This window comes from uncultured Olegusella sp. (assembly GCF_947253395.1).
Taxonomy (GTDB): domain Bacteria; phylum Actinomycetota; class Coriobacteriia; order Coriobacteriales; family Atopobiaceae; genus Olegusella.
Window position 1 is genome coordinate 1 of the sequence record NZ_CAMXYY010000007.1, and the last position, 11,739, is coordinate 11,739.

Sequence of the window (11,739 nt, forward strand, 5' to 3'; positions counted from 1 at the left end):
TTTAATCCTGTGGTCGCATTTTGCAGGAATGTTTTCGCCGCCCACTCGGCAGTCGCTACGCTATAGTAATTAAAAAAGAGAAGTTAGCTTACGCAGCTTCGCTTTTAGAATCTGCAAACTCCATCCGGGAGGGTCTTGGCATGCCAACAACCGCGATTGTACTCGCCGCTGGCGAGGGAACGCGAATGAAGTCTGCCCATTCCAAAGTTACCCATAAGCTCCTCGACAGGCCGTTGGTCTGGTGGTCTGTGCGTGCGGCGCGTCAAGCTGGAGCTGATCGCATTGTGGTCGTTGTGGGAAGCCACAGCCAAGAAGTGCGCGATTGTCTTGATGGCGAAGAGGTTATTTTTGTCGAGCAAGCACAACGTTTGGGTACTGGTCACGCTGTCCGCTGTGTACGTGATGCGCTTGGTAGCTTTGATGGACCGGTCGTAGTTTTATCTGGTGATTCTCCGCTGCTGCGCGCTGAAACCATTGTTTCTCTTATTGAGCGCACAAAATCAGAGCATAACGCTTGTACGGTACTTACGATGACGCCTCCCGACCCTACGGGATATGGACGTATTGCCTTTGACGAGGCAGGCAACGTTCAGGCAATTATTGAGCATAAAGATTGCACCCCTGAGCAGCACCAGAGTTTGACTGAATGCAACTCAAGCATCTACTGCTTCTGTGGAGGCAGGCTTACGGTCAACATTGACAAAATTGGCAACCACAATGTCCAGCACGAGTATTACCTCACAGATATGGTGGGCATTTATGTGAATATGGGTGAGCCCGTTGCCTCTGTACATGTGGATGATTACGCCGAGCTCCTGGGCGTGAACAGTCGCATACAGTTGGCTGAAGCAAATAAAGCAATGCAACTGCGTATCAACCATGCATTGATGGCCGAAGGTGTTTCGATGCTTGATCCTGCGCTTGTCTGGGTGGGCCCTGAAGTGAGTATTGGATGTGACACCACCTTGATGCCTCTCACGATGCTTTGGGGCACTACGCAGATTGGCAAAGATTGTCTTATTGGTCCTCATACGCGCCTTACAGACGTGCAGGTAGGTGATGGCTATATCCTTGAGGATTTTGTTGCCAAAGAAATTAACATTGAGGATGAACTTGATGCTGCACAGCCTTCCTAAGTACATTTTTTCTTTTAGCAATCCAGGTGTTTTGACACCTTGATAAGCAGTTCGTTCGCTGTATCGTCCAAATAGTACAAACAGTCGTAGCGCCAGTCGCACAGCCCCATCAAGGAGGACAAGTACATGTACGAAGATCTATGTGCCCCTATGTTTGCTACCAAGGAAATAAAGCTGTTTACCTGCAGTGGCAACAAGGAGCTCGCGCAGGAGATTGCTGACATCTTGCACCTTGAGGTTTCTGGTCTCAAGCTTGAGAAGTTTGCTAATGGCGAGATTTATGCTCGTTTTGATGAGTCTATTCGTGGTGACGAGGTCTTCCTTATCCAGTCTATTGCAGGTAAAAACGTTAATGACCTGCTGATGGAGCTGCTCATTGCAACTGACGCAGCCCATCGCGCATCTGCTGCAAGTGTGACGGCTGTCATTCCTCACTATGCCTATGCTCGTCAAGATCGCAAAGCTGCTTCCCGCGAGCCAATTACTGCTCGCCTTGTTGCCAATCTGCTTGAAACCGCAGGTGTTGATCGTGTTATTACTCTTGATTTGCACCAAGGTCAGATTCAGGGATTTTTTGATATTCCTGTCACTCACCTTACTGCCCTTGATCTCTTTGGCAAGTACTATGCCGAGAAGGGCGAGAAAATGGGTTGGGATTGGGAAAATGTTGTCGTTGTGTCTCCCGATGTGGGCCGTGCTAAGGCTGCTAAAAAACTCTCCGATATGCTGGGCTGCTCGCTTGCTATCGCTCACAAGGGCCGTCCTCGCCACAATGTTTCCGAGGTCATGGCTATCATTGGTGATATTCAAGGCAAGACCTGCATCATTAACGATGATATGATTGATACCGCAGGAACGCTTTGTGGCTCGGTGAGGGAACTCAAGCAGAAGGGCGCTGGCGACATTTATGTCTGTGCCACACATGGTGTGTTTTCTGGCCCCGCTATTGAGCGCCTTGAAGATGTGCCTATTGAAGAGTGCTGCGTTACCAACGCAATTCCTTGTGAGTATGCAAATAAGGAAGGCTCCAAGATCAAGACTGTCTCTGTGGCCCCCGAGCTTTCTGAAGCAATCTACAAGGTATATACCAACCAGCCGACCTCTACCATTTTTGGTGGCGGCAGCGAGTTATAGGATGCTTGTATGCCCCCTGCTCCAAAGACAATTCGCATAGTCTGTGGTCTGGGTAATCCTGGCGCAGACTATGCGTGTACTCGTCATAGCATTGGCTTTGCTGTAGTTGACCGCTTAGCGGATAACTATGGTGTTCGCTATTGGAAAAGCGAAGCTGGGTGTATGGTCGCACAAATCAAGGTGACGGATGCTTTTGGTGAAGCGCGCGAAGTGTTGCTTGCCAAGCCACAGGATTTTATGAATACCAGCGGTGGGCCTCTTTCCAAACTTGCACGCTTACATCATGTGAGTCCAGCGGAGTTGTTGGTAGTGCATGATGAGATTGATTTAGCGGCGGGCAAGCTTGCTGCCAAGTGGGGTGGAGGCCTGAATGCGCACAACGGCCTGCGTTCAGTTGCTGACAAGCTGGGTACACGTGATTTTGGTCGCCTGCGCTGCGGCATCGGCCGCCCTCCTGGAAAGATGGATGTAGCAACATATGTGTTGCGTCAACTCAAAGGTACTCAGTTGGATGAGTTTGAGATGCTTGCCGCTGATGGTGCCGCTTGCGTAGAGCGTTGCTTGAAAGAAGGACTCGCTCAGGTAGCAAAATAGCGTGTCTTGCTTGCATATGCTTGTGACTGGTAAAGGCGCTTAATTAACTGGTCTTTTTTCCTTTTCGTCTCCTTCCTGAGGTTTAGCAATTTTGGGGAGGAGGTAGGGTGTTTTTGGACGTATTGCCTTAAGGGAAACCGCTCCTTTGCGTTACAATCTTTATGTTGTGTGGTTCGATCGGCGCGGGGGACGTGCGGATCGAATTGAGATGCTGCGAAGGAGAGGAGCCCTGCGCTATGTACAAAATCCTCGATAAGACGCAGTTCTCGGAGAAGGTATTCAAGTTCCGCATTGAGGCACCCAAGATGGCCAAGCACTGCAAGGCTGGTCAATTCCTGATGGTGCGTGCAAACGAGACGGGCGAGCGCGTGCCCTTCACTTTTGCGGATTGGGATGCCGACGAGGGCTGGGTCGAGTTCATCTTCATGGTAATTGGCAAGACTACCATGATGCTTTCGACGTATCAGGCTGGTGACTTTATTCAGGATGTTACTGGTCCTTTGGGTCGACCCAGCGAGTTTGAGGATGGTGTTTGGACGGTTATTGGTGGTGGCGTTGGCTTGGCCATCGCGTTCCCCATTACCCGTCAGCTCGTCAAGACTGGTCATGAGGTCCATGCCATCATGGGTGCTCGTACCAAGGATTTGCTGTTGCTTGAGCCGCAGTTCCGCGAAATCCTCGATGATGAGCATGTTCATATCACCACCGATGATGGTTCCTATGGTGAGCAAGGCGTTGTCACCGCGCCGCTTGAGCGTCTCCTGCAGGCTGGCCAGACCGATCATGTCTTTTGCGTAGGTCCTGTGCCGATGATGAAGTTCTCTGCTATGACTGCCGAGAAGTACAACACGCCGATTACTGCTTCTTTGAATCCCATTATGGTTGATGGCACTGGTATGTGCGGTTGCTGCCGCGTTGAGGTTGGTGGCAAGACCAAATTTGCTTGCGTCGATGGCCCTGACTTTGACGCAACCAAAGTTGACTGGAATGACCTGCGTGCTCGTCAGGCCGCATACCGCACCGAAGAGGGTCAGGCCATGAAGGCCTATGAGGAGGCGAATTGCGCATGCCAGAAGTAAAAGGTCGTTACATTCCTGATATGAAGACGCCGCGCGTTCCTGCTAATGAAGAGCCAGCACTTGAGCGTGCTCGCGATTTCCGTCCTGTTGATAAGGGCTATACCGAAGACATGGCGGTTACCGAGGCTAATCGCTGCCTCGATTGCAAACGTCCATTCTGCGTTGAGGGTTGTCCTGTCAACATCGATATCCCTAAATTCATCGAAGCCATCCGTAAGCGTGAGTTTGGTCATGGTCTGGATGTCATCCGCGAAGACTCCATGCTGCCTGCTATCTGCGGACGTGTCTGCCCGCAAGAGAGTCAGTGCGAGGGCCTTTGTATTCGTGGCAAGAAGAGCGAGCCTGTGGCAATTGGTCAGCTTGAGCGCTTCTTGGGTGACCGTCCTGAGCTTGCTTCTGCTCCTGTCAAGAAGCCTGCCAATGGCAAGAAGGTTGCCATCATTGGTTGTGGTCCTTCTGGTATTACCTGTGCTGGTGAGCTTGCTCGTGAGGGCTTTGACGTTACTGTGTTCGAGGCCTTCTTTACTGGTGGTGGCGTTTTGGTTTATGGCATTCCTGAGTTCCGTCTTCCCAAAGCAGTTGTCAAGCGCGAGATTGATGGCCTTGAGGAGCTTGGCGTCAAGTTTGAGTACAACTCGGTGGTTGGTCGTATCACCGATGCCCAGGAGCTCTTTGACCAGGGCTTTGATGCCCTCTACATTGCACTTGGTGCGGGTCTGCCCAAATTCCTGAATGTTCCTGGTGAGAACCTGTCCAATGTCTTTTTTGCAAACGAGTACCTTACCCGTGTTAACCTCATGAAGGCAAACCAGTTTCCTGAGTATGACACGCCTATGAAACACGGTAAGCATGTCGTAGTCTTTGGTGGCGGAAATGTTGCTATGGACTCTGTCCGTACTGCTTTGCGCCTAGGCGCTGATGAGGTTACCCTTTGCTACCGTCGTACCGAGGCTGAGATGCCCGCACGTCGTGCTGAGGTGCTCCATGCTAAGGCTGAGGGTGTCAAGATTCATGAGCTTGTCTCACCTCTGGAGTTTATTGCTGGCGAGGACGGCGCTGTCTGTGGTGTCAAGGTTCAAAACATGCAGCTTGGCGAGCCAGATGAGTCTGGTCGCCGCCGCCCCGAGCCCATCGAGGGTGACACTGAAATTATTCCTTGTGACGTCGCCGTATCCGCAATTGGTACTAACGCTAATCCCTTTGCCGAGATGATTGGTGATTACGACCTCAACAAGTGGGGCTACATTGCCACCGATGAGGATGGTCGTACTTCTGATCCTCGTATCTGGGCTGGTGGTGACGTTGTTACTGGTGCCGCTACGGTTATTTTGGCAATGGGCGCTGGCAAAAAGGCCGCTGCAAGCATGACCAAGGCTCTGCTTGGCTAGTCAAGTTTCACGTTATATATCTAAGCAGGTCAGGCGGGGCTCGCAGACGCGGGTCCCGCCTTTTATAGCTAACTAGTTTGGTTTTCTGCATTTTTTGCAGGCAAATTGCTGAGATAAATCCAGCCTAGCCTCACCTATCCTTTACACAGCCCTCATAAGCGTTGCAACCTGAGGTTGCAACGCTTCCTATCTACCTGCACTTTTGTATAAATAAGCAGGTAGATAGCTATGACGAATATTCATTGCAAGCTGAGGTTGCAACGAATACAAAGAGGAATTTGCAATAAAAAAGCTCCAGCCTCAGACTGGAGCAGGGTAGAGCTAGGGATGAGAGAAGCAGAGCTAGTGTGCTTCGGGCAAAGCAAAGGCAGCACAGATTGCATCCAGCAGCATGACAGCAAAGGTCTGAGAGTCGCTCGCAGTAAAACTGCCGTCATATCCTAACTGGAGCGGCAACTCAATGCGAAGCACCTGTGGCCCCTTGTGTTTATGTGTGACATCCAAAGCAACGCGGATGCGCATGGGCAGTGCATCTGCATCATCCATCGTTACATTTTGGATGGATGAGTCAGTGGGTAGTGGTGTTGTGGCCACAATAAAGAGCACATCAATATCTGAGCGCGCGTCATCAGGAGTATTGATGAGTTTAAGACCGCTCTTTTCAGTTGTAGCAGAAGCGAGATTCCATACGCGTCCTGCGATATTACGAGAGATAGGCTCTTCGCCAGTAATCTGTAGGCTCATTGATTCCAGTACATCTGCTGCGCGAGCAAAGCCCATACCGCCCATAGGATGCGGGTCAGAAGCAGGTTTGCCGCCCCATACATGATGCAGACGGTCAATAGCCTCAAAGGTATCTTGGAAGCACATGCCATCAGCAAGGGCCCCCTGGCTTTCTTGGAATTGCTTTACCGCAGACTCAGTGTAGGCGCCATAGTACCCATCGGCCTCTCCGCAAGAAAAACCCAAGATATTCAGGCGTGTTTGCAACGTACGCACATCGGAGCCATGAAACTTGGGCAATCTTAGGTAGAGCGTACGGTCACCGAGCTGATAGCTTTCATCTACCAAAGCAGACCATGTTTCGGTATCGATGCAGCTATCGAGTGTTAGTCCCTGTGCCAGACGAAAACGACCCACGGCCGTTGCAGTAGAAGGACCAAAACGATGAGCCTCAAGTTCGGCTGCATCAATCTGCTGACCGGTAGCAACTAGGCGCTCCTGGATGTCCTCCACGGCGGCGCCAGTTGCGCCCTCGCGAATGGGTTCCATTTATGCACTCCGTTCAATAAAGAAATCTGCCATAGAAAGCAGGGTGGCACGTGCCTCTTTGGCAAACATTGCGCCATCCAGCTTGAGTTTTGCTGTAGCAATCAGGCGAGCAGCCTCCTGCTGTACGTAGTCAATCGACCCCGCCTCTTGCATGAGTTCGACGGCATATTTGAGTTTAGCAGCATCGGCTGTGTGGGCCTTAAGAATCTGTAGTAGTTTGTCCTGCTTTTCTTCAGGAAGATGTATCAGTGCATGAACCACTGCAAGCGTGCGCTTTCCCTCGGTGATGTCGCTGCGGAAGTCCTTGCCTTGTGCTTTGGCATCTCCTATGAGGTTAAGCAGATCATCGGCCAGCTGGAATGCAAGGCCCGCTGCCATACCAAATTCTCGTAGTGCTTTGACTTGTTCGGGACTACCTCCGCCGCAAATGGCACCTACGGCCAAAGGTACTGCCCCTGAGTAATAAGCAGTCTTATGTTGCGCCATATATAGATAATCTTCGGGCGTAATATCCCAGCGCTTATCACGCACCCAACCCAGGTCAAGTGCCTGTCCCTCGACGGTCATACGCTCCATGCGTACAATCTCGCTGATGGCACGCAAAGTTACCGCGTCCGGTAGGCTGCTGTGAGCAAGCATGTCGCTTATGACTTCTACTAACGCGAGGTCTCCCACGTTTATTGCAATCCCGACGCCTTCACTTATATGCACGCAGGGTTTGCCCCGTCGGGTCTCTCCTTGATCGGCAATATCATCGTGAATCAGCGCGGCACTCTGAAAATTTTCAATTGCACAGGCAAAAGGCAGCGCTCGCATGGCATCTCCCCATACTGCCTCACAGCCAAGTAGACAGAGTGCAGGACGTGTTCTTTTTCCTCCACGTGCGGTAAACTCTGCGAGCGGCCCATAAAGATAACGCTCTAAGTCATCATGCTGGCTACCAGCAGCTGCATGTGGCGCATGCGTCGCAAGATAGTCTTCGATGATAGGCAGGCGCCGACGTAAGTATGCAACAAAACGACCAGGCTCGGGTTGTATATTCGCTGCATGAGAAGTCATGTTTCACCTGCTTTCTTATTGTTGAAAATAGTACAGTTTTTAGTTTAGAACTCAATTTTAGCGTATGCCTGCTGTGTACTGTGAAAGCTGACAGCTACACCGTTGGTAGTGGTCATAGGGGAGTAGTTACTCCTTGCCCTCAGACTCATAGCCATTGGGGTTGTTGCTCTGCCAATTCCAGCTATCGCGGCACATATCATCAAGGTTGTATTTTGCCTTCCAACCCATCTTTTGCTCTGCTTTACTGCAATCCGCATAGTTGGCAACAACATCGCCTGCGCGCCGGGGACCAATCTTGTAAGGTAGTTCCTTTCCGCAAGCGCGCGAGAAGGCATGCACTACATCCAACACAGAAGAACCCTTACCAGTACCGAGGTTAAAAATCTCTACACCTGTGCGGCCATTCATCCAGGCTAGGGCTGCCACATGACCCGAGGCGAGATCCATCACATGGATATAGTCGCGGACACCAGTGCCGTCAGGCGTGGGATAGTCATCGCCCCACACACGGACGTATTCGCGTTTACCTACGGCAACTTGTGCGACATATGGTACGAGGTTGTTGGGAATCCCTTTGGGATCTTCGCCCATCATGCCTGAGGGATGTGCGCCAATGGGATTAAAGTAGCGAAGCAAAACAACATTCCATTCGGGATCTGCCACGTGCAGATCGCTTAGGATTTGTTCGATCATCCACTTGGTCCAGCCATAGGGATTGGTGGCAGGTTTTTTGGGACTGTTTTCGGTGAGCGGTAATGTGTCAGGTTCACCATAGACGGTAGCTGAGCTGGAAAAAATGATGGACTTGCAGCCGTGGTCGCGCATGACCTCAACGAGATTAAGTGTATTGCCCAGATTGTTCTTATAGTATTCGATGGGTTTTTCGACGGACTCACCTACAGCTTTGTAGCCTGCAAAGTGAATAACACGGTCAATCTGATTGTCCGTAAAGATGGTGTCCATGGCCTTGCGGCTATTTACATCGGCCTCATAGAAGGTCAGACGGCTGGCCGCCTCATCGCCGACAATCTCGTCGATGCGGTCGATAACAATATCAGAGGCATTGGATAGATCATCCACAACAATAACCTCATAGCCTTGCTGTAACAGTTCGACTACCGTATGACTGCCGATAAAACCTGCGCCGCCGGTAACGAGCACGCACGTATCCTTGGGATTTTTCTTCTGACCCATGTCTGCTCCTTGATGAGATAAGAGTGAAACCACGCTAGAAAGAGTATACATGCGCTCGGTATTGGTAACGTGGGGAGCTGTGATGGACATTTTACCGATGCGCAGAACAACCAAAGTTTACTTATGAGGTATTTTGACCTGCCGACCTGCTACCATAGCGAAGTATCAAAGCTTAAATGATGGAGGAGCGACGTGAATCAGCGTATGGAACCAGATTACTCTCGCGCTAATGGCTCTCGAAGCTCAAGTACCCGCAGGGCTCATACGTCACGCCGCAGCGTTCGTGAAGCTGAAGAACGCCGTCGCACCCGTCGCAATGCTCGCCGACAAGAAGAACGTCAAGCTTTGTTTGCGCATAGAGACATCCGACATTCTCAGCGTGAAACACAAGCAAAACAGGCGGCTCGTGACCTGCCCAGAGAAGAAAGACTGAGTGCTCGTCAGATGAGAGATGTCGCTACATCTGCCAGCACTAATAGTGCTGCGCCATATGGAGCAGGGCCTGATGCTGCCCCGCGCAAAAAAAAGCTGCGCGTTGATGCACTCGATGGTTTGCGTGCGATTTGTGCATTTGCTGTTATTGCGTATCACATGGGTATTAAGTGGATGTCGGGTGGCTTGCTGGGCGTCACGGTTCTCTTTGTGCTTTCGGGCTACCTTGCAACCGATAGCGTGATGAGTGAATTTGCTCGTAACAAGGGGTGTTTTGATATCAAAGCTTATTTCCTGCGTCGTGTTCGCAGGCTGATGCCGCAAGCCATACTTTGCGTAGTGGTGACTGCGGCCCTTTGTACGTTGTTTAACCACATTTTGCTGACAAAAATGCGACCTGATGTCATTCCGTCTTTGTTGATGGTGCTAAATTGGTCAAAAATTTTGACCAAGGTTTCTTATTTTGCAGCTGCGGGTGCTCCTTCACCATTGACACATTATTGGTCGCTGGCCATCGAGTGGCAATTCTTCTTGGTGTGGCCACCACTTTTGTATCTGCTGATGCGTCGGCGTGTGCCCAAGCGCCATATTCGCAACAGCCTACTTGTGTTGGCGGCTATTTCTACAGCATTGATGGCAATTCTCTATACGCCTGGAGCAGACCCTTCGCGTGCTTACTATGGTACTGATACACGTGCAATGAGCCTGCTTTTGGGTTGCTGGCTTGCTTTCAAACTGCCGCTTCGCCAGACCGCGTCAGCGGTTGCTGAAGGTAAAAATCGCCAGATTGCCGAGCTGGCAGGAGTCCTGTCTATCGCAGCACTGCTTGTCATGATGGTATTTACTGAAGGATATACCTCATTTTCCTATTACGGCGGTGTTGCGCTTGCATCTGTAGTGAGCGTTATTGCTATTGCCGCCCTGCTCCCTTCGGGAACCATCATCTCCAAACTGCTCTCCCTGCTGCCTTTTGTGTGGCTGGGTCAGCGCTCTTATGCTCTTTACCTCTGGCATTACCCCATAGTCTTGCTGTTCTCAAATTTCAATTCGACGTCGGGTACGCCTTGGTGGTCATATGTGTTGCAGCTGGTACTTACCTTACTTGCGGCCGATTTGACCTACCGTTTTGTCGAGCAGCCTTTAGGCAAAAAAGGAACGCTTACGGCAACGATTGCAAACTTTTTTGACGAATTGCGTGAGCATGGAGCTGCCTTGGCGTTCAAGCAGCGTGCACTGAAAATTGCACCAGTGACTTTGACATTGCTTATTGCAGTGTTTGGTTTGGCGTTGGTGCCTGCTGCTGATGCGGCAGGTGGTAAGTCTGGAGAAGATCAAGTAGTAGCTGCTGCTCTGCGTACTCCCACCGCCGATGGTGTTTACGATGTGGTGCTTGTAGGCGATTCTGTGCCCTTGGATGCCTATGACCAGCTTGCAGAGGTTTTCCCCAAAGGGCTGATTGATTGTAAGATTTCTCGCCAGATGGATGCGGGCATCAAAGTACTTAAAGGCTATATCGACCAAGGCGTTGTAGGCGATACTGTGGTGAGTTGTCTTGGTTCTAACGGTGTGCTTGAGGAAGCAGAGCTCAATCAGCTGCTTGAGCTTGTCGGTGATAAGCGTACGCTTTGGTTGGTCAACAATCGTATGAAAGATAGTTGGCAAGATGCCAACAATCAGCTAATTAGCAAGTTTGCTGAAGCTCATGACAATGTGAATGTTATTGACTGGTATGACCACAGCAAGGGCCATGACGATTGGGTTTGGCAAGATGGTGAGCATGTGACACCTGAGGGTGCAGTAGCGTACGCGCAGCTCATAAAGAAATCGATGAATTATGAGACGCCCACCAAGGAAAATACGACCTATTCGACTCTGGTGGTTGGCGATACCGTAGCCTTGGATGCCACAGATGAGCTAGCGGCTGCTTTCCCACAGGGTGCAATTGACTGTGCCGAGGGTCGCGGCTCCACGTCTACGCATGAGACAATTACAAGTTATCTCAAAAAGAAGGTTGTAGGTTCTAATGTTGTAGTTGCTGTTGGCGCTGAGTCTGTTTTGGTGAAAAATCACCTCGAGAAATTGATTGATGAATTAGGCAAAGACCGCAAAATTTGGTTGGTAAGTGTTCGCTCATCGGGTCCTTGGCAGGATGGTAATAACAAGCTGTTAAAGGGATTGGCTGAAACTCACGACAACGTGCAGCTTATTGATTGGTACAAGGCGAGCGCAGGTCACGATGAGTACTTTGCGGGTGATGGTGCTCATCTCAGTAAAGGCGGCGCCAAGGCATACGCACAACTTGTAAGTGATGCTGTGGGTGATATGGCAGGCGCATCCAAGGACAAGGGCTCTGCTGACGCGGGAACAGATGCCAATACCAATGCGGATGCCGATTCCCAGAAGGCTTAACGTTTCAAGCAAGTGGTAATCTGCCTTGACTCTGTACTTTTC

9 protein-coding genes are annotated in these 11,739 nt (G+C 50.7%); 6 read left to right on the plus strand and 3 right to left on the minus strand.

Annotated elements, in window-relative coordinates; genetic code table 11:
• Positions 1-140: 140 nt before the first annotated feature.
• The 5 genes from Q0X25_RS01515 (at position 141) to gltA (ending at position 5,331) form a co-directional block, all read left to right on the plus strand.
• The gene (locus Q0X25_RS01515; RefSeq protein ID WP_298578613.1) at positions 141-1,136 is read left to right on the plus strand and encodes a bifunctional N-acetylglucosamine-1-phosphate uridyltransferase/glucosamine-1-phosphate acetyltransferase; all 996 of its coding nucleotides are present in this window, start codon (positions 141-143) and stop codon (positions 1,134-1,136) included.
• 126 nt (positions 1,137-1,262) lie between these two features.
• Positions 1,263-2,270 (plus strand): ribose-phosphate pyrophosphokinase, encoded by a 1,008-nt coding sequence (locus Q0X25_RS01520; protein ID WP_298578614.1) that lies wholly within the window; start codon positions 1,263-1,265, stop codon positions 2,268-2,270.
• 9 nt (positions 2,271-2,279) lie between these two features.
• Entirely contained in the window at positions 2,280-2,864 is a 585-nt protein-coding gene (gene pth, locus Q0X25_RS01525) for an aminoacyl-tRNA hydrolase (RefSeq protein ID WP_298578616.1), read from the plus strand.
• Positions 2,865-3,100: 236 nt separating this feature from the next.
• Positions 3,101-3,943, plus strand: a complete 843-nt coding sequence (locus Q0X25_RS01530) for a sulfide/dihydroorotate dehydrogenase-like FAD/NAD-binding protein (protein ID WP_298578617.1) — start codon at positions 3,101-3,103, stop codon at positions 3,941-3,943.
• Positions 3,931-5,331, plus strand: a complete 1,401-nt coding sequence (gene gltA / locus Q0X25_RS01535) for an NADPH-dependent glutamate synthase (protein ID WP_298578618.1) — start codon at positions 3,931-3,933, stop codon at positions 5,329-5,331. Before Q0X25_RS01530 ends, gltA begins: the two co-directional genes overlap by 13 nt.
• A gap of 342 nt (positions 5,332-5,673) precedes the next feature.
• On the opposite strand, the gene Q0X25_RS01540 is transcribed toward gltA, so the two are convergent.
• The 3 genes from Q0X25_RS01540 to galE all read right to left on the minus strand — a co-directional run bounded on the left by Q0X25_RS01540 (position 5,674) and on the right by galE (position 8,856).
• Positions 5,674-6,603 (minus strand): peptidoglycan-binding protein, encoded by a 930-nt coding sequence (locus tag Q0X25_RS01540; protein WP_298578619.1) that lies wholly within the window; start codon positions 6,601-6,603, stop codon positions 5,674-5,676.
• The gene (locus tag Q0X25_RS01545; protein WP_298578620.1) at positions 6,604-7,662 is read right to left on the minus strand and encodes a polyprenyl synthetase family protein; all 1,059 of its coding nucleotides are present in this window, start codon (positions 7,660-7,662) and stop codon (positions 6,604-6,606) included.
• A 126-nt stretch (positions 7,663-7,788) separates the two neighbouring features.
• The gene (gene galE / locus Q0X25_RS01550) at positions 7,789-8,856 is read right to left on the minus strand and encodes a UDP-glucose 4-epimerase GalE (protein ID WP_298578621.1); all 1,068 of its coding nucleotides are present in this window, start codon (positions 8,854-8,856) and stop codon (positions 7,789-7,791) included.
• A 192-nt stretch (positions 8,857-9,048) separates the two neighbouring features.
• Between galE and Q0X25_RS01555 the strand changes: the two genes are divergently transcribed.
• The gene (locus Q0X25_RS01555; protein WP_298578622.1) at positions 9,049-11,697 is read left to right on the plus strand and encodes an acyltransferase family protein; all 2,649 of its coding nucleotides are present in this window, start codon (positions 9,049-9,051) and stop codon (positions 11,695-11,697) included.
• The last annotated feature ends 42 nt before the right edge of the window (positions 11,698-11,739 follow it).

Excerpts from the sequence above, each read along its gene's own strand:
- Q0X25_RS01515 (WP_298578613.1), top strand. The coding sequence starts at position 141 with ATGCCAACAACCGCGATTGTACTCGCCGCTGGCGAGGGAACGCGAATG.
- Q0X25_RS01520 (WP_298578614.1), top strand. The coding sequence starts at position 1,263 with ATGTACGAAGATCTATGTGCCCCTATGTTTGCTACCAAGGAAATAAAG.
- pth (WP_298578616.1), top strand. The coding sequence starts at position 2,280 with ATGCCCCCTGCTCCAAAGACAATTCGCATAGTCTGTGGTCTGGGTAAT.
- Q0X25_RS01530 (WP_298578617.1), top strand. The coding sequence starts at position 3,101 with ATGTACAAAATCCTCGATAAGACGCAGTTCTCGGAGAAGGTATTCAAG.
- gltA (WP_298578618.1), top strand. The coding sequence starts at position 3,931 with ATGCCAGAAGTAAAAGGTCGTTACATTCCTGATATGAAGACGCCGCGC.
- Q0X25_RS01540 (WP_298578619.1), bottom strand. The coding sequence starts at position 6,603 with ATGGAACCCATTCGCGAGGGCGCAACTGGCGCCGCCGTGGAGGACATC.
- Q0X25_RS01545 (WP_298578620.1), bottom strand. The coding sequence starts at position 7,662 with ATGACTTCTCATGCAGCGAATATACAACCCGAGCCTGGTCGTTTTGTT.
- galE (WP_298578621.1), bottom strand. The coding sequence starts at position 8,856 with ATGGGTCAGAAGAAAAATCCCAAGGATACGTGCGTGCTCGTTACCGGC.